Below are 21,818 nucleotides of genomic sequence, written 5' to 3'. Positions count from 1 at the left end.
GTCAGAGCAGCAAATCACCCAATGTGAACGGGTACACGACGGCGTTCTGCTCCACCGGCGCCGCGATGCCGGGCACGTCCGGGGCGTACGCGTGCTGGTGCACCCCGAGCCGCGAGTGGAACCAGCCCGCGCGCCCGGGGATGCCGTTGTGCCGGACGAGCCACAGCACGACCTCGCTGTCGGCCCAGCGGTCCGGGTGCAGGCGGTGCTGCCAGCAGTCGTAGTCGGCGTAGACCAGCACCCGCTCGATGCGCGCCGCGTGCCGGACGTGCTTGATCCACGCCTTGACGAACCGGTCGTCGACGCTCGGCGCCGCGACCTCCAGCGCCGGGGCGAGCGACCCGGTGGCGAACGCCCCGAGCCGGCTCGCCGTCCGCACGAAGAATTCCGCCTGGTCGTGCACCGCACCGGGCCGGGCGTAGTGGCGGCCACCGGCGTGCAGCCCGGCTTCCTGGGCGCCGGCGAGGTTGCGCTCCGCGGCCGGGTTGCTCCAGTTGACGTTCTCGCTGATCGTCACCGACACGAACCGGGTCTGCGCGCCGCGCACGGCTTGCCAGTCGGACACGCGCTCGCGGTGTGACAGCGAGATGCCGAGCTCACTCTCCGGCTCTGTCACGGTCCGCCCCCGGCACGTCGGTGGAGAGCACACCATACGTCGCCGGAGGCGGCCCCGCAGCGGCACGCGCCCGTGTTGATCAGGCCTTTTGGTCAGGCACTGTCTTTCTGGAAGGTCCGGGTGCCCCACCAGAGGGACAACGCCGCCATCACCAGCACCACGACACTGCCCGTGAACAGAGCGCCGTTGACCCGCGCCTTCAGCGCGTCCGGCGTCCCCTCGGCGACGATCCTGCCGCCGTCGATGACGATCAGCCGGTCCGACAGCGCGCCGACGGGAACGCGTTCTCGTCCCGGTTGGCCGCCTTCGCCGGGCTGATCGCGGTCGGCCTGGCCTGGGCGGCCTTCGCCGGGTGGGTGCTGAGCCGCCGTCGGCCGCTGTTCGCCCGGGACCGGGTGCTGGGTGCCCTGGCTGCCGCAGCAGGTTGATCACCCGGGCCCGGGGCAGGTGGTCATCAGCGAGATCGCGGCCGACAGGTCCGAGTGGCTCGCCCGGGGATCGGACAGCGCCTTCGAGAGCAGCACCTGGTACTCCTGCTCACCCTCGCCGGTCAGCCGGTCAGCCGGTCAGCCGGTCAGCCGGTACGCGGCGCGGTCCGGGCCGCCCTCGCCCGGCTCGACGTCGACCTGCTCCAGCAGGTCCTCGGCGGTCATCTTCTTGAGCGCGTGGTAGATCGACCCCGGCTGGACGTTGGCCCACTCGTCGGCCGGCCAGGTCAGCAGCTCGCGCCGCACCTGGTAGCCGTGGGCGCGGCCGAACATCCGCACCACCCCGAGCGCGAGCAGCCGTGTCGCCGACAACCGGGGCCTCCCTCTCGAAAACGTGCGTGACGCCCTCCGTAGGCTAATAAGGTATGAGCACCCCTGTGTTGACCGCGGTGGCCTGGCCCTACGCCAACGGCCCCCGCCACATCGGCCACGTGTCCGGATTCGGCGTCCCGTCCGACGTCTTCTCCCGCTACCAGCGAATGGCCGGCAACCGGGTGCTCATGGTGTCCGGCACCGACGAACACGGCACCCCGATCACCGTCCAGGCGGACAAGGAGGACTCGACCCCGCAGGAGACGGCGGACAAGTACACCCGCCAGATCGGCGCCGACCTGCAGGGCCTCGGCCTGTCCTACGACCTGTTCACCCGGACCACGACCGGCAACCACGCCGAGGTGACGCAGCAGATCTTCCTGGCGCTGCACCGCAACGGCTACGTCGTGCCGAAGACGACCCGTGGCGCGATCAGCCCGTCCACCGGCCGCACGCTGCCCGACCGCTACGTCGAGGGCACCTGCCCGATCTGCGGGTACGACGGCGCGCGCGGCGATCAGTGCGACAACTGCGGCAACCAGCTCGACGCCGCGGAGCTGATCAACCCCAAGTCGCGGATCAACGGCGAGACGCCGAAGTTCGTCGAGACCGAGCACTACTTCCTCGACCTGCCGGCGTTCACCAAGACCCTCGGCGACTGGCTGGGCACCAAGACCGACTGGCGCCCGAACGTCCTCAACTTCACCAAGAACCTGATCGACGACATGCGGCCGCGGCCGATCACCCGTGACCTCGACTGGGGCGTCAAGATCCCGCTCGACGGCTGGCGCGACCAGCCGCTGAAGCGGTTCTACGTCTGGTTCGACGCGGTGATCGGGTACTTCTCGGCCAGTGTCGAGTGGGCGCGGCGCTCCGGCAACCCGGACGCCTGGCAGGAGTGGTGGAACAACGCCGACGCGCGCTCCTACTACTTCATGGGCAAGGACAACATCACCTTCCACGCCCAGATCTGGCCGGCGCTGCTGTTCGGGCACAACGGCGAGGGCGACAAGGGGGGCGAGCCGGGCAAGTACGGCCGCCTGCACCTGCCGGACGAAATCGTCTCCAGCGAGTTCCTCACGATGAGCGGCTCGAAGTTCTCGACCTCGCGCGGGCGCGTGATCTACGTCGAGGACTTCCTGCGCGACTTCGGCCCGGACACGCTGCGGTACTTCATCTCGGTCGCCGGCCCGGAGACCCAGGACACCGACTTCACCTGGGACGAGTTCGTCCGCCGGACGAACTTCGAGCTGGCCAACGAGTGGGGCAACCTGGTCAACCGGTCCATCTCGATGGCGCACAAGAATGTCGGCGCCATCCCGCGCCCGGAGGCGCCGACGGCGGCCGACGAAGAGCTGAAGGCGTTGTCGCGCAAGGCGTTCGACACCGCGGGCGCGCACCTGGCCCGGTCCCGGTTCAAGCTGGCGGCGGCCGAGGCGATGAAGGTCGTCACCGCGGCGAACAAGTACATCTCCGACCAGGAGCCGTGGAAGCTCAAGGACGACCCGACTCGGCGCGACACCGTGCTGCACACCGCGCTGCAGGTCGTCTCGGACGCCAACACGCTGCTGACGCCGTTCCTGCCGCACTCGGCGCAGAAGGTGCACGAGGCCCTCGGCGGCACCGGTGTCTGGGCCGCCCAGCCGGAGCTCAAGGAGGTCGACGACCTCGACATCGACGGCCGGGTCAACCCGATCCTCACCGGCGACTACGCGGCCGAGCAGGCCAAGTGGGCGTCGACGCCGATCGAGGTCGGCAAGCCGCTGCAGAAGCCGTCGCCGCTGTTCACCAAGCTCGACCCGGCGCTCGGCGAGACCGGTCCGGAGTGGGCGCCGATCATCAAGGAGTAAGAAGAACGCATGGGTGATCAGAAGCGCGAGCTGCCGCCTGTCCCGGACAGGCTCCCGGTGTCGGTGGTGGACGCGCACACCCATCTCGACGCGTGCGGCGCGGTCACCGCGGCCGATGTCACGGCCATGGTCGACCGCGCCGAGCGCGCCGGCGTCGCCCGCGTCGTCACGGTCGCGGACGATCTCGCCTCCGCTCGCTGGGCCACCGAGGCGGCGACCTGGGACCGCCGGGTCTGGGCCGCCGTGGCGATCCACCCGACCCGGACCAAGGAGTTCGGCGAGGCCGAGCGGGCCGAGGTGGAGCACCTGGCGGCGCACGAGCGCGTGGTCGCCGTCGGCGAGACCGGTCTCGACTACTACTGGGACTACTCGCCGCACGACGCCCAGCAGGAGGCGTTCCGCTGGCACATCGACCTCGCCAAGCGGCTCGGCAAGCCGCTGATGATCCACGACCGCGAGGCCCACGACGACGTGCTGCGCATCCTGGCCGAAGAGGGTGCGCCGAATGCCGTAATTTTCCATTGTTTTTCCGGGGACGCGGAAATGGCCCGCAAGTGCGTCGACGCGGGCTTTGTCCTTTCCTTCGCGGGCACGGTGACGTTCAAGAACGCGAAGGAGCTCCACGAGGCGGCGCGGCTGTGCCCGGCGGGGCAGTACCTCGTCGAGACCGACGCGCCGTTTCTGACCCCCCACCCGTTCCGTGGGCGGCCGAACGAGCCGTTCGGCGCCGCTTACACCGTCCGTCACCTCGCGGCGCTCAGGGGCGAAGCTGTCCACGAAGTCGCCGAAGCGGTCCGGACCACCGCCGAGCGGGTCTACCGACTCCCCAGCGTCACATCGGGTTGAACGCATTGCGACAACAGGGTTTCCGGCTCGCCCACCTGATGGAGTGACCCAGATCACGACACTCCGGGGGGTGTTTGCGCAACCCGCCCGGACCCGTTACTGTCCCGTGATCGTGCCGGTCGGACCTGCGCTCAGCAGTTGCCGATCGTCACGCCCAGTCGTAGAGACGGCGCCCCCGACCGTCGTCTCGTGAAAGGGAACGATCCCCGGTGACAGGTAGCAGACAGGCTGGAGCGCGCTCCGCCGTCCTCGAACGCAGTCATTTCGAGGACACGGCATACGGCCAGCTCGACTTCTCCGACGACCCGAACATCACACAGCAGGACATCCTCGCCGCGCTCGGCCCCGATGCCGACGCGATGATGGCCGAGATCGACGTCGACGTCGACGAACTGATCCGGCTCATCAACGCCGAGACGACGTACCTGCCGCCGATCGTCATCCCGGACGGCCTCGAGGAGGACCGCACCGCTTCCCCCGAAGCGCGTCGTGCGGCTCTGGACGAAGGCCTCCGCCAGACCACCAAGGTCTGGAAGCGCCGGTTCCTCAAGGGTGCCGTGCTCAGCGTCATGATCAGCGTCGCCGGCGGCGGCGCGGCCGCGCTGGCGATGAACAAGAGCATCACCGTCGACGTCGACGGCCACCAGCAGACCGTGCACTCCTTCGGCGACACCGTCGGCGAGGTGCTCGAGGACGCCGGCCTGTCCGTCGGTGCGCACGACTCGCTCTCCCCGTCCCCGCAGGCGGAGGTCGGCGACGGCGGCGTCATCAAGCTCGAGCGCGGCCGCCAGCTGAAGATGGTCGTCGACGGCGTGGAGCACACCTCCTGGGTCCGCGCGACCCACCTCGGCGACGCGCTGGGCCAGCTCGGCATGACCGAGCTCGACAAGCCCGGCACGTGGATGTCGATGCCGAAGAGCGGCGAGCTGCCCCTGGAGGGCGCCACCGTCGAGATCAAGACCCTGAAGAACATCACCCTGTACGACGGCGGCAACGCGCCGAAGCAGGTGAAGACGACCGCGGTCACGACGAAGGAGTTCCTGGGCGAGTACAAGCTCACCCTGGGCCCGGAGGACCAGGCCGAAGGCGGCCTGGACGTCAAGCTGACCGACGGCGCCGAGGTGCACATCAGCCGCACCGGCGTCTCGACGGTCGTCCAGAAGGAGAGCATCGACCCGCCCGAGCAGCGCGTCGACGACCCGGACCTGGCCAAGGGCAAGACGCAGGTCGAGGACCCCGGCACGCCCGGTGAGAAGGAAGTGACCTACAAGGTCACGCAGAAGAACGGCAAAGAGGTCGGCCGGGAGAGCATCTCCGAGAAGGTCCTGACCCAGCCGAAGCCGAAGATCGTCCACGTCGGCACCAAGCAGGCCCCGAACCCGGAGATCGGCGACGGCTCCGCGTGGGACCGCATCGCGCAGTGCGAGTCGGGCGGCAACTGGGCCATCAACACCGGCAACGGCTACTACGGCGGCCTCCAGTTCGACAAGCGCACGTGGGACGCCTACGGCGGCGACGAGTACGCCGCGCTGCCGAACCAGGCCACGCGCGAGCAGCAGATCGCGGTCGCGGAGAAGGTCAAGGCCGGCCGCGGCGGCAGCTACAGCGCCTGGCCGGTCTGCGGCAAGAAGGCCTGACAGCAGGTTCCGAACCGGCCCCCGTCCACCCCGGACGGGGGTCGTTTCGCGTGCGCCAAGCGGCATCACGCGTGTCCGAAGGGGCATCACGCGTGTTCCCGCGGGCATCACCCCGATGCCCGCCCAATCACCGGTGATGCCCCTCCAATCACGCGAGATGCCCGCTCGATCACGCGAGATCCGCCGCTGATCACGCGAGTTCCGGGTTCAAGTAGGCTCCTCCGGTGGTTGAACTGCTGGGACCTGCCGAAATCCGCGCCCTGGCGGCCGAACTCGACGTGCGGCCGACCAAGAAGCTCGGGCAGAACTTCGTGCACGATCCCAACACCGTCCGCCGGATCGTGGAGCTCGCCGGGATCACCCCGGACGACGTCGTCCTCGAGGTCGGGCCCGGGCTCGGGTCGCTGACGCTCGGGCTGCTCGCCACCGGGGCGCGGGTCGTCGCCGTCGAGATCGATCCCAAGCTCGCCGGACGGCTGCCCCGGACCGTCGCCGAACGGGGCCCGGAAGCCGCGGGAAACCTCACCGTCGTCGGGGCCGACGCCCTGCGCGTCACCCGGGACGAACTGGGCGAGCCGACCGCTCTGGTCGCCAACCTGCCCTACAACGTCGCCGTGCCCGTCGTGCTGCACCTGCTGGCCGAGGTGCCCTCGCTGAAGACCGGGCTCGTCATGGTGCAGACCGAGGTCGCCGACCGGATGGCCGCCGCCCCCGGCAGCCGGATCTACGGCGTGCCGAGCGTCAAGCTCGCCTGGTACGGCCCCGCACGCAAGGTCGCCGCCGTGCCACGCTCGGTGTTCTGGCCGGTGCCGAACGTCGATTCCGCGCTCGTCGCCTTCGAACGTGCCGGCTCGACGGCGTCCGAAGACCGGGACGTCCTCTTCGGCCTGGTGGACGCCGCCTTCTCACAACGCAGGAAGACGCTCCGGGCCGCGCTCGCGGGCTGGGCGGGCTCGGCCGAGCGCGCCGGCGAGCTCCTGACGGCCGCCGGGATCGACCCCCGGACCCGCGGCGAGCAGCTGGACGTGCACGACTTCGCCCGGATCGCCGCCGCGCGTTAGCGATCCACTGTGGAAGCGTGAAAATACGCCCTTGCCGCCCGTAATCCCGTCATCCGGACACCGCCACTCGTGTGATCTGGGCCAACGGGCTTGCGTTCGCTCCTCGGGATCGGTTTTACTCAGTACGTCCATCCCGAGCGACTGAGAGACCTGGCTCGCCGAAGTCGCAGCAACCACCCTCCGCAGGGCAGGTGCTACCGCCAGGACCGATGGAGGCCGTTTTCGATGAAGAGGGTAGCCCGCCCCCTGCTCCTGACCAGGCGTCGCGTTGTCGACGAAGGCCGCCGCTCCGTGACCGCATGTCGACGCTCCCACTGAGCTTGTCGTAGCCGGTCCACCTCTTCTTCATGCACCGTCCTAACCGGACGGACTTCGCTTGCGGCCGGGCGTCCCCGCGCGGGTGCGCCCCGTTTTCTGGAGCCTTCGTGATCACCGTCGAAAACCTGTCCAAAACCTTTGCCACCAACGGAAATTCGGTCGTCGCCCTGCGGGACGTGAGCGTCGACGTCCAGGCCGGCTCGCTGTTCGGCGTGGTCGGTCCCGCCGGGTCCGGCAAGTCCGTCCTCGCCCGGTGCATCGCGCTGCAGGAGCGCCCCGACCGCGGTGTCGTCCGCCTCGACGGCCTCAACACCGGCACCCTCGACGGCCGCCGCCTCCGCGAAATCCGCCGTCAGCTCGGCGTCGTTTCGACGAAGCCGGAGCTGATCGCCGAGCGCACCATCGCCGGCAACATCGCTTCCCCGCTCGAGCAGCTCGGCGTCGACGGCCCGCAGCGCCGCAGCCGGGTCGGCTCGCTGCTCGACCTCGTCGGCCTGACCCAGCGCGCCGCGCAGCGTCCCGGCGAGCTGTCCGCCGGTCAGCTCCGCCGCGTGGCGGTCGCGAAGGCACTGGCGGCGGCCCCGGCCGTGCTGCTCGCCGACGACCCGACCGCCGGCGTCGACCCGGAGGAGGCCGGGGCGGTGCTCGCCGTCCTCGACCGGGCGCGCTCCGAGCTGGGCACCACGGTCGTCGTCACGACGCCGGACGCGGGCGTGGTCCGCCGGGTCTGCGACGACGTCGCGGTGCTGGAGGACGGCACGGTCGTCGAGCGCGGCACGGTGCTCGACCTGATCTCGAACCCGGCCAGCCGCACCGCGCAGGCCCTGCTGCCGGCCATCGAGACCACCCGCGCCCAGGTGGCGCGCTACGACCGCTCGGCCGACGTCGTGCTGGTCGGCTTCGCGTCGGTGGGCGCGCTGCTCCCGGAGGCCGCGGGCCGCTTCGACGTCGAGTTCGCCACCATCGGCGGCGGCCTGACCCGGATCGGCGACACCCCGGTGGGCCGGTTCCGCCTCGGCGTCCGCGGCGAGCGGGCCGACGCGGCGCTGGCGTGGGTCGCCGAGCGCGGCGGGCACGTCACGCACACCGCGCGCGGCCCGCAGGGTGTCGCGGCTGCCTGATCGCTGTCCCCGAACGCCCCGATGCGCAGGTCGCATCGGGGCGTTTCCGGGGGCACGTAGGCTGGTCGGGTGCTCGCCGTAGTTCCGCCCCCAGTCACCGTCCGGGTCCCGGCCAAGGTCAACCTGCACCTTTCGGTCGACGACCTGCGCGAAGACGGTTACCACGAGCTGGTCACCGTGTTCCAGGCGCTGTCGCTGACCGACGAGGTGACCGTCGCGGTCACCGAAGAGCCCGGCATCGAGGTCTACGGCGAGGGCGAGGGCTCGGTCCCGACCGGCCCCGAAAACCTGGCCTGGCGGGCCGTCGAAGCGCTGGCCGCGCACGTCGGGCGCTCCGGCGAGCCGAAGGTCCGGGTGGTGCTGCGCAAGGGCATCCCGGTCGCCGGCGGCATGGCGGGCGGCAGCGCCGACGCGGCGGCGACGCTGGTCGGGCTGGCGAGCCTGTGGAACCTCGACGTCACCCGCGACGAGCTGGCCGAAATCGCCGCCGGTCTGGGCAGCGACGTCCCGTTCGCGATCTACGGCGGCACCGCGCTGGGCACCGGCCGCGGTGAGCAGCTGGTCCCGGTCCTTTCGCGGCACACGTTCCACTGGGTGCTGGCCTTCGCCGCCGAAGGACTGTCGACGCCGAAGGTGTTCGGTGAGCTGGACCGCCTGCGTGCGGCGGGCAACCCGCCCCGGATCGGCTCGCACACGCCGGTGGTCGAGGCGCTGGCCTCCGGCGACCCGCGTCAGCTGGCCCTCCTGCTGGGCAACGACCTGCAGGCGGCGGCGGTCTCGCTGCGGCCCGACCTGCGCCGCACGCTCCGGGCGGGCGTCAACGCGGGCGCGCTCGCGGGCACGGTGTCCGGCTCCGGGCCGACGTGCGCGTTCCTCTGCGAAGACGCGCAGTCGGCGGTGGAGGTCGCGGCCGAGCTGTCCGGCGCCGGCGTGTGCCGGACGGTCCGCGTGGCCCACGGCCCGGTCCCCGGCGCCCGCGTGGTCGGCGGCGACGACGCGAACCGGCCGACCCCGCCGCGGGTGCACGCATGAAGCACGCCGAATTCGCGTTTCCCGGGCCGCTGCGCGACAAGCTGGTCGCGGCGATCCTGCGCGGGGAGAAGACCTCGACCACCGGCCTGGTCGCCGAATACGAGAAGTACGGCGAAGAACTGCCCGTCGTCGGCGAGCGCGAGCTGATGATCGACTCGGCGGGTGAAGGAGTCGCGGTCCTCGAGACCACCGAGGTGCGGGTCATCCCGTTGTCCGAAGTGGACCTCCAGCACGCGCTCGACGAAGGCGAAGGCTTCACCAGCGTCGCCGAATGGCGCGCCGACCACACGGACTACTGGCAGAGCGCGGAAATGTGCGCGGCCATGGAAGATCCGGAATTCACCGTGGACGACACGACGCTGGTCGTGGCGACCCGGTTCAAGATCGTGGAAAGGATCGGCTGAGCGGATGGCCAACCTGGTCAACCTGGAGGCGGTGAGCAAGTCCTACGGGGTGAAGCCGCTGCTGGACGGCGTCTCCCTCGGCATCGCGGCCGGGCAGCGCATCGGCGTCGTCGGCCTCAACGGGGGCGGCAAGACCACGCTGCTGGAAGTCCTTTCCGGACTGTCCGAACCGGACTCCGGGCGGGTGAGTCACGTTCGCGACCTGCGGATGGCCGTGGTCACCCAGCGCACGGAACTCCCGGACGGCAGCACGGTCGGCGACGTCGTGCTCGAACGTTACGGCGCCGAGCACGAGTGGGCCGCCGACGCCCGTGTCCGCTCCATTGTGGACGGACTGGGCATCACGGCGATCGGTCTGGACACGCCGACGGCGAACCTGTCCGGTGGCGAGCGGCGCCGGGTCTCCCTCGCTGCCGCGCTGACCGGCGAGCTCGACCTCATCGTGCTCGACGAGCCGACCAACCACCTGGACGTCGAAGGTGTCCGGTGGCTCGCCGACCACCTGCTGGCCCGGAAGGTCGCCGTCGTGGTCGTCACGCACGACCGGTGGTTCCTCGACACGGTCGCGACGCTGACGTGGGAGGTCGCGAACGGCCGCGTCGAGCAGTACGAAGGTGGTTACGCCGACTGGATCTTCGCGCGTGCCGAGCGCGCGCGACTGGCCGCGACGGCCGAGGAGAAGCGGCAGAACCTGGCCCGCAAGGAGCTGGCGTGGCTGCGCCGCGGCCCGCAGGCCCGCTCGTCGAAGCCGCGCTACCGGGTCGAAGCGGCCGAAGCGCTGATCGCCGACGTGCCGCCGCCGCGGGATTCCGTCGAGCTGCAGGCGTTCGCGAAGCGGCGGCTCGGGAAGACCGTGCTGGAGCTGGAGGACACGACGTACCGGGTGGGCGAGCGGACGCTGCTCGACCACGTCACCTGGCGGATCGGGCCGGGCGACCGGATCGGGCTGGTCGGCGTGAACGGCTCGGGCAAGACGTCGCTGCTGAAGCTGCTCGGCGGCGACGTCGAGGCGTCGACCGGCCGCCGGATCGAGGGCAAGACGGTCGCGCTCGCACACCTGCGCCAGGAGCTCGACGACCTGCCCGGCGACCTGCGCGTGCTGCAGGCGATCGAGCAGGTAGCCGGGCGCGTGGTGTTCGGCAAGCAGGAGATGACGGCGTCGCAGCTGGGCGAGAAGCTCGGCTTTCCGGCGGCCCGCCAGTGGACGCCGGTCGGGGACCTCTCCGGCGGCGAGCGGCGGCGCCTGCAGCTGTGCCGGCTGCTGATGGCCGAGCCGAACGTCCTGCTCCTCGACGAGCCGACGAACGACCTGGACATCGACACGCTGCAGCAGCTGGAGGACCTCCTCGACGGCTGGCCGGGCACGATGGTCGTGGTGTCCCACGACCGCTACCTGGTGGAGCGGGTGTGCGACACGATCGTCGCGCTCTTCGGCGACGGCCGCATCACCCACCTGCCGGGCGGCATCGAGGAGTACCTGAACCGCCGCGCTCTCGCCAAGGAACCGGCGGCCGCGGCCGCTCCGACGGCGGCCAAGGCCGAGGCGAAGAAGTCGGCGGCGGACCTGCGCGCGGCGCAGAAGGAGCTGGGCCGGCTGGAGCGCAAGCTCGACCAGCTGCACGCGAAGGAGGAGAAGCTCCACGCCTCCCTGCTGGCGGCGGCGACGGACCCGGCGAAGCTGATGGAGCTCAACGCCGAGCTGAAGGGCGTCCAGGGCGAGATCGAGGACGTCGAAGGCCGCTGGCTGGAGACGTCCGAACTGCTGGAGTGACACAGCTCCCAGTAATGTCTGCACCATGAGCAGGTTCGTGGACACGCTCGTCGCCACCGCGACGGGGCGGGGTCAGCAGCGGGGGATGGTCACCGGGGAGCCGAAGGAGCCGGTCCGGCGGACCTGGAGCGAGGTGCACGAAGAAGCCCGGCGGATCGCCGGTGGGCTCGTCGCCTCGGGGTTCCGGCCGGGAACCGCCGTCGGCGTGCTGGCCGCGGCGCCGGTGCTGATCGCGCCGACCGTGCAGGCCGTGTGGCTGGCCGGTGGCAGCGTCACCATGCTGCACCAGCCGACCCCGCGCACCGATCTCGCCGAATGGGCCGAGGACACCGTGCGGGTGCTCGGGATGATCGGCTCCGACCTCGTGCTGCTCGGCGAGCCGTTCGACCAGCTCGCGCCGGTCCTGGAGCAGAAGGGCATCGGGTTCAAGCTCATCACCGAGCTCGCCGGCGCCGAGCCGCTCGCCGACGTCGTGACCACCGACGAGGGCGACACCGCGCTCCTGCAGCTCACCAGCGGCTCGACCGCCGATCCGAAGGCCGTACGGATCACCTACGGCAACCTCTACTCCAACGTCAAGGCCATGGTCGACCGCGCGGAGTTCGACTTCGACGTCGACGTGATGGTCTCCTGGCTGCCGACCTTCCACGACATGGGGATGGTCGGCTTCCTGACCGTGCCGATGACCTTCGGCGTCGAGCTGATCAAGATCACGCCGGTCGAGTTCCTCTCGGGCCCGTTGATCTGGCCGGAGCTCATCACCAAGTACCACGGCACCACCACCGCGGCGCCGAACTTCGCGTACGCCATCGTCGGGCGCCGGATGGCCCGCGTCGACGAAGACGACGCGTACGACCTGTCGACGCTGCGCATCGCGCTGAACGGTGCCGAGCCCATCGACGAGACCGCCGTCCAGACCTTCGTGGACGCCGGCGCGCGGTTCAAGATGCCCGCCGAGTGCGTCTTCCCGGCCTACGGCATGGCCGAAGCGACCCTCGCCGTCTCGTTCGCGCCGCTGTTCACCGGCCTCACCCTCGACGTCGTCGAAGCGGACGCGCTGGAGGCGGAGAACCGCGCGGTGCCGGTCCCCGAGGGCGACCCGCGGCGCGGCACCGACAGCGTCCGGTCGTTCGCGCTGCTCGGCCGTCCCCTCGACGGGCTGGAAGCGGAGATCGTCGACGAGTCGGGTTCGCCGGTGGGCGAGCGTCAGGTCGGCGAGATCCGGCTGCGCGGCGAGGCCGTGACACCCGGCTACCTGACCATGGACGGCCCGCTCGCGACGCAGGACGAGGACGGGTGGCTCAACACCGGCGACCTCGGGTACCTGGTCGACGGCCAGATCGTCATCTGCGGCCGCCGCAAGGACGTCATCATCATGGGCGGCCGCAACCTGTACCCGACGGACATCGAGCGCGCGGCGACGTCGGTCGAGGGCGTGCGCGCGGGCAACGCGGTGGCGGTCCGGCTGGACGCGGGCAGCCGCCGCGAGCGGTTCGCGGTGGTCGTGGAGTCGAAGCTGGCGGGTGACGCCGAGGCCGAGAAGAACCTGATGAAGCAGGTCTCGGCGCGGGTCCGCGACGCGGTCGACATGCGGCCGTACGCGGTGGTGGTGCTCCCGGCGGGGAGCCTCCCGAAGACGCCGTCCGGCAAGGTGAAGCGCGCGGCCACGGCCCAGCAGTTCGCGGACCGGATCAAGAAGAACGCGGACGCCTGATGTCTTGAATGACTCATTCATGACCTCCGAGGTCATGAATGAGTCATTCAAGGCGTGGGGGTCAGCGCTGCTGGACGCGGACCGCCCGGATCGTCGGCGGGGCGGCTCGCTCGGTGGTGGCTTCCGGTGCCGTGCGGGCGCCCGGCAGGTCCGGGGCCTGGCCGGTGCGGGCGGCGAGCTGGTCCTCCACCGCGTCGAGGAACTCGTCGACTTCGCGCTCGTCGTAGCCGCGCTTGCCGATCAGCGGCTTCGCGAACATCACGTGGTGCACTTCGGCGGCGGTCAGGTCGTCCTCGTCGGCGAGCGTCTTGGCGATCCGCCGGACGAACGCGTCGACCTCGTGCTTCGCGTAACCACGGCGGCCGATCGGGGCGTTACCGAAGGTGACCTCGGCGAGGTCTTCGGCGGTGAACGACATGGAACTCTCCGATTCCGGGGTTGGGCGCGGGCGAAAACTCCCGCACACCGTCCTAACCCGTGAACAGGCGCCCCGAAAGGGGCGAACCCGAACCTCACCCCCACGGGCGGCGGCGCGCCGCCTTCGGGTGAGTTCGCGCTACTCAGCGCTGTGTGGCGGGGTTCACAGCGTGGTCAACCGCGCCCGAACCACTTCCGGGTCCCCTGCGGCCGCTGCGGCTCCTCGACGACCTCCGGCCGCGGGTTGCGCAGCTCCACCAGCGCCGCCTCGGCCTCGTCGAGGAACAGGTCGACCTGGGCCTGGTCGTAGCTGCGCATGCCGACCGGCATGATCGTGAACTCGACGTAGTGGATGTCGTCCGGGGTCAGGATGTTCCGCCCGGCCAGCGCCTCGGCGATGAGGTCGAGGAACGCGTCGACCTCGTCCTCGTTGTAGCCGCGACGGCCGAACCGGGGTTTGCCGAAAGCGATCGCCCGGACTTCGTCGGGGGTCATGGCTTCACCTTGCCACCCATGTCAGCCCGCGTGGAAGGAGTTCTGCGCGGCCGCGAGGCCGGTCCCGAGCAACGCCTCGGTGGCGTCCGCGCACCGGTCCACCTCCAGCGGGAGTTCCTTGCGCTCGACCGTCGAAAAGTCCTTGAGCACGAAGTCCGCCGGGTCCTGACGGCCGGGCGGGCGGCCGATGCCGAACCGCACCCGGTAGTAGTCGCGGCTGCCCAGCGACTTCGTGATCGAGCGGAGCCCGTTGTGGCCGTTGTCGCCGCCGCCGAACTTGAGCTTCAGCGCACCGAAGTCGACGTCGAGCTCGTCGTGCACCACGACCACGCCGGACGGCGGCACCTTGTAGAACTTCGCCGCGCCGACCACCGGACCGCCGGAGAGGTTCATGTACGAGCGCGGCTTCACCAGCACCACCCGGCGGCCGGCCAGCCGGCCTTCGAGGACTTCGCCGCCGGTCTTGTGGGCTTTGAACTTGCCGCCGACGCGGGCGGCGAGCTCGTCCAGCACCATGAACCCGACGTTGTGCCGGTTTCCGGCGTACTGGGGTCCAGGATTGCCGAGGCCGGCGAGCAGAACAAGCTCGCCGGCCCCGGGCAGATCTTCGGTCATACAGCGATGTTATTCGGCGGCTTCGGCCGACTCTTCGCCAGCTTCGGCCTCGTCGTCGGCCTCTTCACGCTGCGGCTCGTTGACCGACACGACCAGCGACTCCGGGTCGGTGACCAGGGTCGCGCCCTGCGGCAGCTGGACCTGGCCGGCCAGGATCTGGGTGCCGACCTCGAGGCCCTCGATCGAGACCTCGACCTGCTCCGGGATGTGCAGCGCCTCGACCTCGACCTGCAGGGTGTCGACGTCCTGGTTGACCAGGCCGCCCGGGCCGGGGGTGCCGCTCACGACGACGGGGACGTCGACGGTGACCTTCTCGCCGCGCTTGACGACCAGCAGGTCGACGTGCTCGATGTAGTTCTTCAGCGGGTGCACCACGATGGTCTTGGTCAGGGCCAGCTCGCTGGAGCCCTCCAGGTCCAGGGTGATGACGGCGTTCGAGCCGTTCTCGCGCACGACGCGGGCGAACTCGATCGCCGGCAGCGCGAAGTGCCGCGGGTCCGACCCGTGGCCGTAGAGGACGGCGGGGATCTTGCCGGCGCGACGCGTGCGGCGCGCGGCGCCCTTGCCGAACTCGGTGCGCGGCTCGACGGACAGACGTACCTCGGACACGGTGTTGCACTCCTTCAAATCAAGACAGCATGCTGCGGCGGGGAGAAGCCGATATGTTCTGTTCAAGGAAGTTTCGGCGGCGAGTTTCCGGGCGTGCACGACGACGGGGGCTACTCGAGCCGCCGCGTCGATCACGCCGGGCACCCCAGAAGGGCCCCGCCTCGCCGAGACAACCTCAAGAGTGTAAACCAACCTCATCACGGTGGGTTGCGGCGGGTGCCCGGCCCAGGCTAGAACCCTCCTGGAACCCCGGTACGTGACGACACAAATCCGGTGGCGGGACAACGCCGGCCGAGGTGTGCTCGGTAGCGGGAGAGCAGGGGGCGAAATGCGGGCTCGGTGGAGCAGGGTGGCGGCGGTGCTGCTGCTGGGCGGGGTGCTGGCCGGCTGCCAGGTGGCGGTCGCCGGGACCGCCGGGGTCTCCGCGGCCGACCAGGCGACGGCGGACCGGCGCGCCGAGCAGCGCGCGGCGGTCGACGCCGCCCTCACGGCGCTGGGCCAGGCGCCCGCGGTCGCGCTGAAGTCCACGGTGCAGGGCAGCGAGCAGCAGTTCCGGATCACCCGCGGCGGCTACGCCTTCGGCGCGCTGCCGCTGGAAGGCCGTTTCGTCCGGGTGACGGCCGCCGCGAGCCAGTTCTACCTGCAGGCCGACGCCGACTACTGGAAGGCGCACGCGATCGACGAGGGCACGCAGTTCGGCACGAGCTGGGTGCGCTCGCTCGGGTCCGAGCTGCCCTTCGACCCGGCGGCCCGGTTCGCGCCGCCGGCGCTCGCCGAAGGCCTGCGCAAGGCGCTGGCCGGGCTCGACCGGGTGGGCGAGCCGGTCAAGGCCAAGCTGCCGGACGGCACCGAGGTCTACCAGCTCGGCGCCGCGCCGAGCGTCCTGCGCGTCACGGCGGCCAAGCCGAACCGCGTCGTCAGCTTCGCCCCGGCCCTGCTCGACCCGCAGAACGGCCCGAAGTACGGCGCCGAATTCGGGGTCATCCCGCTCGCCGGGGACGCGGTCAAGACGTTCCACACCGACCTCGACGCCGCCGTCGCCGGCCTGGGGCAGCCGTTCGAGGGCTTGGTGCAGGCGAGCGCGGTCGTCACCAACGACAAGCTCGACTGCAAGGACTTCGTCGGCTCCTGCACGACGACGGTCGACGTCTCCAACAGCGTCGTCGGCACGCCGGCGTCGGGTGAGAAGAGCGTCGTCCACATCACCCTCTCGGTCGAAGTCAGCGCCGAGTCGCTCGGCGCGCAGACGTGCACGGCGGCCGCGGACGCGGAGCCGTACAAGACGATCTCGCTGTCCTGCGACGTGAAGTTCAAGCTGCCCAACCGCACGGCCAGCTACCAGGTGCTCTCCAAGCCGACCGCGACGGCGGAGGTGCGCGCGGGGCTGGACGTCGACGCCGTCAAGGGCAAGATCGCCGCGGAGTTCGCCGGCCTGGGCGGCTGACCTGGACACCTACCCCCGGGTGTGTTGCTTCCGTTGAAGTAGGTGATCTTCCGTTCCTAGTCTCGGTTGCGGACAGCCGAGACGAACGGAGAAACAGCCATGGCCAAGCTGGTCATTTTCGGGGGAACCGGGTACGCCGGGGGCAGGATCGGCGCGGAGGCGCTGCGGCGCGGGCACGAGGTCGTCGGGGTCGCGCGGCACGCGGGCTCGGCGCCCGAGGGTGTCGACGAGCGGCAGGGTTCGCTGCACGACGAGGAGTTCGTGGCGGGCTTGGCGAAGGACGCGGACGTCTTCGTGGTCGCCACCCCGGCGCGGGAGATCGACGGCAAGAAGCTGATCGACGCGGTCCCGGCCCTGGCCCGGATCGCGAGCGAGAACGGCGTCCGGCTGTCGTTCGTCGGCGGCGCGGCGAGCCTGTACGTGGCCGAGGGCGGCCCGCGGCTGTTCGACACCCCGGAGTTCCCGGCCGAGTACAAGGAGGAGGCGGGCAGCCACGCCGAGGTCCTCGGCCTGCTGCGCGAGCAGCCGGAGAGCCTCGACTGGTTCTACGTCAGCCCCGCCGCCGAGTTCGGCGCGTGGACGCCGGGCGAGCGCACGGGCGAGTTCCGCATCGGCGGGGACGTCCTGCTGACGGACGAGAACGGCAAGTCCCACATCGGCGGCGACGACTTCGCGATCGCCTACGTCGACGAGATCGAGCAGCCGAAGCACCGCCGCGCCCGCTTCACCGTCGCCTACTGAACCCTGCCGCGGCCGGTCGTGAGTGAGAAACAGTGTTCTAACACTGTTTCTCACTCACGAGGGGTCAGGCGTTGCCGTCGAAGAGGGACGTGACCGAGCCGTCTTCGAAGACCTGCTGGATGGCCTCCGCCAGCATCGGGGCGATCGACAGGACCGTCAGCCCCGGGAACCGCTTCTCCTCCGGGATCGGCAGCGAGTTCGTGACGATGACCTCGCGCGCCTTGCACGACGAGAGCCGCTGGGTGGCCGGATCGGACAGGATGCCGTGGGTCGTCGCGATGACGACGTCGGCGGCGCCCTCGTCGATCAGGGCCTCCGTCGCCTTCACGATCGTGCCGCCCGTGTCGATCATGTCGTCGATCAGGACGCAGAGCTTGCCCTCGACCTTGCCGACCACGCGGTTGGCGACCGCCTGGTTGGGCTTGTCCGGGTCGCGCGTCTTGTGGATGAACGCGATCGGCCGGTCACCGAGCTGGGCGGCCCACTTCTCGGCCAGCCGCACGCGGCCGGAGTCCGGGGACACGACCGTGATGTCCGCGTTGCCGTAGGTGGCCTTGATGTGGTCGGCCAGCACGGTCTGCGCCATCAGGTGATCGACCGGGCCGTCGAAGAAGCCCTGGATCTGCGCGGTGTGCAGGTCGACGGTCATGATCCGGTCGGCGCCCGCGGTCTTGAACAGGTCCGCGATCAGCCGGGCCGAGATCGGCTCGCGGCCCTTGTGCTTCTTGTCCTGGCGCGCGTACGGGTAGAACGGCATCACCACGGTGATCCGCTTCGCGCTCGCCCGCTTGAGCGCGTCCACCATGATCAGCTGCTCCATCACGTACTCGTTGATGGGCGTGGTGTGCGCCTGGATGACGAAGGCGTCGGTGCCGCGCACGGACTCCTCGAACCGGACGAACAGCTCGCCGTTGGCGAACGTGTGCGCCGTCTGCGGGGTGATCGTCACGTTGAGGTGCTGGGCGACCTCTTCGGCGAGTTCCCGGTGGGCCCCACCGGAGAAGAGCATCAAGTTCTTCTTCGGCGTGCCTTGCTTCGGACTCATGCTGGCGACTCCCCGTCGGTTCCTGCTGCTGACTCGGCGTCGAGGGCGGCCTGGGCCGCCTCCGCCGCGGGTGTTCCCGGCCGGCGCCGGATCGCCCAGCCTTCGATGTTGCGCTGCGGCGGCGCCGACACCGCGAGTGTGCCCGGCGGGACGTCTTCGCGGATTACGGCACCTGCCCCACTGTAAGCGCCGTCACCGATGTTCACCGGGGCGACGAAGGTGTTGTCCGCGCCCAACCGGACATACGACCCGATAACGGTCCGGTGCTTGTGCACGCCGTCGTAGTTCACGAACACGCTGGAGCACCCGATGTTGCTGTGCTCACCGATCGTGGCGTCCCCCACGTAGGTCAGGTGGGGCACCTTGGTGCCGGCGCCGATGTCCGCGGCCTTCGTCTCGACGAACGCGCCCAGCTTCGCCTTGACGCCCAGCTTCGTGCCCGGCCGCAGGTAGGTGAACGGGCCGACGTTGACGCCGTCGCCGAGCTCCGAGTCCGAGCCGTGGACCCGCACGACGCTCGCGCCGGCGCCGATCGTGACGTTCGTCAGCGTGCTGTCCGGCCCGACCGTGCTGCCCTCGCCGACCGAGGTCGTGCCCTTCAGCTGCACGCCGGGCTCGATGACGACGTCACGGGAGAGGGTCACGCCGGCGTCGATCCAGGTCGTGGCCGGGTCGGTGATCGTGACGCCCTCGCGCTGCCAGCGCTGCACGATTCGGCGGTTGAGCTCGGCGCCGAGCGCCGACAGCTGCACGCGGTCGTTGACGCCCTCGGTCAGCCACGGGTCGTCGATGACCAGGGCGCCGACGTGGAGGCCGTCGCCGTTCGCGATGCCCAGGACGTCGGTGAGGTAGAGCTCGCCCTGGGCGTTGTCGGTGGAGAGGCGCGAAAGGCCGTCGCGCAGCACCGCCGCGTCGAAGGCGTAGACGCCCGAGTTGATCTCGGTGATCTCCGCCTGCGCCGGGGTGGCGTCCTTGTGCTCGACGATCCCGGTGACCTTGCCCGCGCTGTCGCGCACGATCCGGCCGTAGCCCGCCGGGTCGGCGACCACCGAGGCGAGCACGGTGACCGCGTTCTTCGCCTCCGTGTGCTCCTCGAGCAGCGCGCCCAGGGTGGCGGTGTCGAGCAGCGGGACGTCGCCGTAGCTGACGAGCACGGTGCCGGTGAGGTCGGCGGGCAGCGTCGAGAGCGCGCAGGACACGGCGTGGCCGGTGCCGTTCTGCTGGTCCTGGACCGCGGTGCCGACCGGGCGGCCGAGTGCGGCGCCGACCTGCTCGAGGTGCGCGCCGACCAGCTCGCGGCCGTGCCCGACGACCACGACGAGGTGTTCGGGGTTCAGCCCGGCGGCGGCCCGGACGGCGTGCTCGACGAGGGGCCGCCCGGCGATCGGGTGCAGCACCTTCGGCGTCGAGGAACGCATGCGGGTGCCCTCACCCGCGGCGAGGATCAACGTGCTCAGCGGGCCGGTCAACGGCGCTCCCAACGGTTACCAAAAGTTGGCTTCTGTCGGGCACCGATCCTAACTGTGGTCGTCGGCGTCCCACGCGGGGTCGGTGGGAGGGGCTTCGCTCGCCCACGCCGCGGCCGGGTCCGCGGCCATCGAGTTCGCCGAGGCCACCTGGTTGCCGCCGCCGCGTTTGGCCTGGTACATCGCCGCGTCCGCGCGGGCGAGGACCTGCTCGCCGCGTTCCTGCGGCCGCAACGACACGAGCCCGATCGACAGCGTCACGCCGTGCGAAAGGTGGTGCGGCAGGTTGGAGACGGACTTCACGGCGCGCCCGAGCGCCATCTTCGCCGCGGAGGCCGGGGTGCCCGGGAGCAGCACGATGAACTCGTCGCCGCCGTAGCGCGCCACCAGGTCGTCGCCGCGCAGGGCGTCACGAAGGGTGCTGGCCACGACACGCAGGACGTTGTCGCCTTCGGCGTGCGACTGCTTGTCGTTGACGCCCTTGAAGCCGTCGAGGTCGACCAGCGCGACCGCCAGCGGCTGCGCGTCCGCCGACGAGGCGAGCTGGCGCAGCTTCTCGTCGAGCGCGCGCCGGTTCGGGAGGCCGGTGAGCGGGTCCTGCAGGGCCTGCTGGGTGATCGCGCCGTGCTCGGCGGAGAGGCGTTCGTGCTCGCGGCGGGCGTTGAGCGTGGCGATCTGCGACTCGCGCAGGCTCCACATCTCCGACTCCAGGCGCCGCGCGTAGTCGATCAGCGATTCGCTGGCCCCGGAGGCGTAGTCCGGGCTCGTGTCGAGCCGGGCCAGCTCGCGGGCGATGTTCAGCCGCATCGACGGCTGCGAGGTGTCGTCCGAGATGGACTGGCGGGTCTCGCGCAGGACCGTAAGGGCCTCTTCGCGACGGCCCTCCTTGTCCAGGCAGCGGGCCAGCGCGATCGCGACGATCTCCCGGTCGTGCCCGAACGCGCGCTCGACGTAGAGCTTCTCCAGCCGGTCGATGTGCTCGGCGCCCGGCTGGTTCAGCGCCGGCGCCGCGGCCAGGACGCCGACCTGGTCGATCGCCGCGACGTCCGCCTTGCGCGGGAACAGCGACTCGGCGAACGGGCCTTCGGCCGCCGCCCCCATCGACGCCGCGGTGCGGAACTTCTCGGCGCTCTCGTCGTACTCGTCGATGCGCTCCAGCCGCAGGCCCCAGCCGAGCAGCATCTTGATGCGGTTGATCAGCTGGAGGGCGATGTCGTGCGGGCTCGCGCTCTCGCGGATCGCCGAAGCCGCCCGGCCGATGACCTCCTCGGCGGCCTCGTAGACGCCGAGCTGGTTGAGCACCAGCCAGCAGTCGATCAGCGTCGAGGAGAGCAGCCGGTTCCAGTTGCGCAGCCCGACCTGCCGGTCCGGGATGGTCGAGTCGTCGAGGATGGCCAGCGCCCGGGCGATCTCGGTGAGCGCGGCGTCCTCCTGCGCGGCGATCACGAGCCGGCGCCCGCGCAGCGCGTGCGCGTCGGCGCGCAGCAAGGCGATGCCGTGGCGCCGGGTGTGCGCGAGCATCTCGTCGAGCCGGGGTTCGGCCTCCGCGGCCAGGCCCTTCGTGGCCAGCCGGGCCAGCGCCGACGAGCGCAGCAGCTGGGCCACGAGCAGGGGCTCGCCGCGCCGCTGGGTCTCGTCGAGCAGCTCGTCCATCATCGCGACGATCTCGAGCTGCTGGGTGTAGTCGTGCCGCTGGACCGCGGCGTTCAGCTCGCGCGCGCGCCCGACGATCCAGGCGTCGGACATCTCGGCCAGCGCGGGCCGCCTGGCCGTCACCGGGTCGGTCGCCTCCTCGGTCAGCGCCAACCTCCCGGTG

General features: G+C 70.8%; 21 protein-coding genes, 1 pseudogene and 1 riboswitch. Of the genes and pseudogenes, 13 read left to right on the top strand and 9 right to left on the bottom strand.

What is annotated here, in order from left to right; genetic code table 11:
• Nucleotide 1: 1 nt before the first annotated feature.
• On the bottom strand, nucleotides 2-616 hold the full coding sequence (locus ACFPLC_RS07455; RefSeq protein WP_378195988.1) for a glycoside hydrolase family 25 protein: 615 nt from the start codon (nucleotides 614-616) through the stop codon (nucleotides 2-4).
• Between the two features lie 120 nt (nucleotides 617-736).
• On the opposite strand from ACFPLC_RS07455, the gene ACFPLC_RS47555 reads away from it, so the two are divergent.
• Complete coding sequence (locus ACFPLC_RS47555) at nucleotides 737-934, top strand: hypothetical protein (protein WP_465251647.1); 198 nt, start codon at nucleotides 737-739, stop codon at nucleotides 932-934.
• The gene (locus ACFPLC_RS07445; protein WP_378196013.1) at nucleotides 913-1,044 is read left to right on the top strand and encodes a hypothetical protein; all 132 of its coding nucleotides are present in this window, start codon (nucleotides 913-915) and stop codon (nucleotides 1,042-1,044) included. Before ACFPLC_RS47555 ends, ACFPLC_RS07445 begins: the two co-directional genes overlap by 22 nt.
• On the opposite strand, the pseudogene ACFPLC_RS07440 reads toward ACFPLC_RS07445, so the two are convergent.
• Nucleotides 1,028-1,416, bottom strand: a pseudogene (locus tag ACFPLC_RS07440) (PadR family transcriptional regulator); the annotation flags it as partial. The gene ACFPLC_RS07445 and the pseudogene ACFPLC_RS07440 overlap by 17 nt on opposite strands.
• Before the next feature lie 53 nt (nucleotides 1,417-1,469).
• Between ACFPLC_RS07440 and metG the strand changes: the two are divergent.
• From metG to ACFPLC_RS07395, 9 genes are all read left to right on the top strand, one after another.
• Nucleotides 1,470-3,266, top strand: coding sequence for a methionine--tRNA ligase (gene metG / locus ACFPLC_RS07435; protein ID WP_378195623.1), 1,797 nt, complete (start codon nucleotides 1,470-1,472; stop codon nucleotides 3,264-3,266).
• A gap of 9 nt (nucleotides 3,267-3,275) precedes the next feature.
• Nucleotides 3,276-4,112: a TatD family hydrolase gene (locus ACFPLC_RS07430; RefSeq protein WP_378195621.1), complete on the top strand. Its 837-nt coding sequence runs from the start codon at nucleotides 3,276-3,278 to the stop codon at nucleotides 4,110-4,112.
• A 209-nt stretch (nucleotides 4,113-4,321) separates the two neighbouring features.
• Entirely contained in the window at nucleotides 4,322-5,749 is a 1,428-nt protein-coding gene (locus ACFPLC_RS07425) for a transglycosylase family protein (protein WP_378195618.1), read from the top strand.
• Between the two features lie 224 nt (nucleotides 5,750-5,973).
• Nucleotides 5,974-6,810, top strand: coding sequence for a 16S rRNA (adenine(1518)-N(6)/adenine(1519)-N(6))-dimethyltransferase RsmA (gene rsmA / locus ACFPLC_RS07420; RefSeq protein WP_378195615.1), 837 nt, complete (start codon nucleotides 5,974-5,976; stop codon nucleotides 6,808-6,810).
• A 125-nt stretch (nucleotides 6,811-6,935) separates the two neighbouring features.
• A riboswitch (SAM riboswitch) is annotated at nucleotides 6,936-7,026 on the top strand.
• 209 nt (nucleotides 7,027-7,235) lie between these two features.
• Complete coding sequence (locus ACFPLC_RS07415; RefSeq protein WP_378195612.1) at nucleotides 7,236-8,249, top strand: methionine ABC transporter ATP-binding protein; 1,014 nt, start codon at nucleotides 7,236-7,238, stop codon at nucleotides 8,247-8,249.
• 69 nt (nucleotides 8,250-8,318) lie between these two features.
• The gene (locus tag ACFPLC_RS07410; protein ID WP_378195609.1) at nucleotides 8,319-9,281 is read left to right on the top strand and encodes a 4-(cytidine 5'-diphospho)-2-C-methyl-D-erythritol kinase; all 963 of its coding nucleotides are present in this window, start codon (nucleotides 8,319-8,321) and stop codon (nucleotides 9,279-9,281) included.
• Entirely contained in the window at nucleotides 9,278-9,685 is a 408-nt protein-coding gene (locus tag ACFPLC_RS07405; protein WP_378195606.1) for an ASCH domain-containing protein, read from the top strand. Before ACFPLC_RS07410 ends, ACFPLC_RS07405 begins: the two co-directional genes overlap by 4 nt.
• Nucleotides 9,686-9,689: 4 nt before the next feature.
• Nucleotides 9,690-11,456, top strand: coding sequence for an ABC-F family ATP-binding cassette domain-containing protein (locus ACFPLC_RS07400; RefSeq protein ID WP_378195603.1), 1,767 nt, complete (start codon nucleotides 9,690-9,692; stop codon nucleotides 11,454-11,456).
• Between the two features lie 25 nt (nucleotides 11,457-11,481).
• Nucleotides 11,482-13,170 (top strand): fatty acyl-AMP ligase, encoded by a 1,689-nt coding sequence (locus ACFPLC_RS07395; protein WP_378195600.1) that lies wholly within the window; start codon nucleotides 11,482-11,484, stop codon nucleotides 13,168-13,170.
• A 61-nt stretch (nucleotides 13,171-13,231) separates the two neighbouring features.
• Here the strand turns inward: ACFPLC_RS07395 and ACFPLC_RS07390 are convergent, their stop codons facing one another.
• From ACFPLC_RS07390 to ACFPLC_RS07375, 4 genes are all read right to left on the bottom strand, one after another.
• On the bottom strand, nucleotides 13,232-13,588 hold the full coding sequence (locus tag ACFPLC_RS07390; RefSeq protein WP_378195597.1) for a DivIVA domain-containing protein: 357 nt from the start codon (nucleotides 13,586-13,588) through the stop codon (nucleotides 13,232-13,234).
• A 173-nt stretch (nucleotides 13,589-13,761) separates the two neighbouring features.
• Entirely contained in the window at nucleotides 13,762-14,082 is a 321-nt protein-coding gene (locus tag ACFPLC_RS07385) for a DivIVA domain-containing protein (protein WP_191307187.1), read from the bottom strand.
• 21 nt (nucleotides 14,083-14,103) lie between these two features.
• Nucleotides 14,104-14,697, bottom strand: coding sequence for an aminoacyl-tRNA hydrolase (pth, locus tag ACFPLC_RS07380; protein WP_378195594.1), 594 nt, complete (start codon nucleotides 14,695-14,697; stop codon nucleotides 14,104-14,106).
• 9 nt (nucleotides 14,698-14,706) lie between these two features.
• Nucleotides 14,707-15,306, bottom strand: a complete 600-nt coding sequence (locus tag ACFPLC_RS07375) for a 50S ribosomal protein L25/general stress protein Ctc (protein WP_378195591.1) — start codon at nucleotides 15,304-15,306, stop codon at nucleotides 14,707-14,709.
• 349 nt (nucleotides 15,307-15,655) lie between these two features.
• Here ACFPLC_RS07375 and ACFPLC_RS07370 point away from each other — a divergent pair, with 349 nt between their 5' ends.
• Both ACFPLC_RS07370 and ACFPLC_RS07365 read left to right on the top strand, forming a co-directional pair.
• Nucleotides 15,656-16,750 (top strand): hypothetical protein, encoded by a 1,095-nt coding sequence (locus ACFPLC_RS07370; protein WP_378195986.1) that lies wholly within the window; start codon nucleotides 15,656-15,658, stop codon nucleotides 16,748-16,750.
• 99 nt (nucleotides 16,751-16,849) lie between these two features.
• Entirely contained in the window at nucleotides 16,850-17,491 is a 642-nt protein-coding gene (locus ACFPLC_RS07365) for an NAD(P)-dependent oxidoreductase (protein ID WP_378195588.1), read from the top strand.
• Nucleotides 17,492-17,555: 64 nt separating this feature from the next.
• Here ACFPLC_RS07365 and ACFPLC_RS07360 read toward each other — a convergent pair whose 3' ends face one another.
• The 3 genes from ACFPLC_RS07360 to ACFPLC_RS07350 are packed head-to-tail and all read right to left on the bottom strand — an operon-like array spanning nucleotide 17,556 to nucleotide 21,808.
• A complete protein-coding gene (locus tag ACFPLC_RS07360) occupies nucleotides 17,556-18,536 on the bottom strand; it encodes a ribose-phosphate diphosphokinase (RefSeq protein WP_191307195.1) in 981 nt (326 codons plus the stop codon).
• Nucleotides 18,533-20,005 (bottom strand): bifunctional UDP-N-acetylglucosamine diphosphorylase/glucosamine-1-phosphate N-acetyltransferase GlmU, encoded by a 1,473-nt coding sequence (gene glmU / locus ACFPLC_RS07355; RefSeq protein WP_378195585.1) that lies wholly within the window; start codon nucleotides 20,003-20,005, stop codon nucleotides 18,533-18,535. The genes ACFPLC_RS07360 and glmU overlap by 4 nt, the downstream gene beginning before the upstream one ends.
• A gap of 48 nt (nucleotides 20,006-20,053) precedes the next feature.
• On the bottom strand, nucleotides 20,054-21,808 hold the full coding sequence (locus ACFPLC_RS07350) for a GGDEF domain-containing protein (RefSeq protein WP_378195582.1): 1,755 nt from the start codon (nucleotides 21,806-21,808) through the stop codon (nucleotides 20,054-20,056).
• Between the last annotated feature and the right edge of the window lie 10 nt (nucleotides 21,809-21,818).

The organism is Amycolatopsis plumensis, from assembly GCF_042652605.1.
In the GTDB taxonomy this organism is placed as follows: Bacteria; Actinomycetota; Actinomycetes; order Mycobacteriales; family Pseudonocardiaceae; genus Amycolatopsis; species Amycolatopsis plumensis.
The sequence above is the reverse complement of the archived record's forward strand: the minus strand, read 5'-3'. Positions and strand labels throughout refer to the sequence as shown.

Bases quoted from the DNA above. Each gene is read 5' to 3' on its own strand.
- pth (WP_378195594.1), bottom strand. From the start codon at position 14,697: ATGACCGAAGATCTGCCCGGGGCCGGCGAGCTTGTTCTGCTCGCCGGC.
- ACFPLC_RS07405 (WP_378195606.1), top strand. From the start codon at position 9,278: ATGAAGCACGCCGAATTCGCGTTTCCCGGGCCGCTGCGCGACAAGCTG.
- ACFPLC_RS07390 (WP_378195597.1), bottom strand. From the start codon at position 13,588: ATGTCGTTCACCGCCGAAGACCTCGCCGAGGTCACCTTCGGTAACGCC.
- ACFPLC_RS07385 (WP_191307187.1), bottom strand. From the start codon at position 14,082: ATGACCCCCGACGAAGTCCGGGCGATCGCTTTCGGCAAACCCCGGTTC.
- ACFPLC_RS07360 (WP_191307195.1), bottom strand. From the start codon at position 18,536: ATGAGTCCGAAGCAAGGCACGCCGAAGAAGAACTTGATGCTCTTCTCC.
- ACFPLC_RS07430 (WP_378195621.1), top strand. From the start codon at position 3,276: ATGGGTGATCAGAAGCGCGAGCTGCCGCCTGTCCCGGACAGGCTCCCG.
- ACFPLC_RS07395 (WP_378195600.1), top strand. From the start codon at position 11,482: ATGAGCAGGTTCGTGGACACGCTCGTCGCCACCGCGACGGGGCGGGGT.
- metG (WP_378195623.1), top strand. From the start codon at position 1,470: ATGAGCACCCCTGTGTTGACCGCGGTGGCCTGGCCCTACGCCAACGGC.
- ACFPLC_RS07365 (WP_378195588.1), top strand. From the start codon at position 16,850: ATGGCCAAGCTGGTCATTTTCGGGGGAACCGGGTACGCCGGGGGCAGG.
- ACFPLC_RS07400 (WP_378195603.1), top strand. From the start codon at position 9,690: ATGGCCAACCTGGTCAACCTGGAGGCGGTGAGCAAGTCCTACGGGGTG.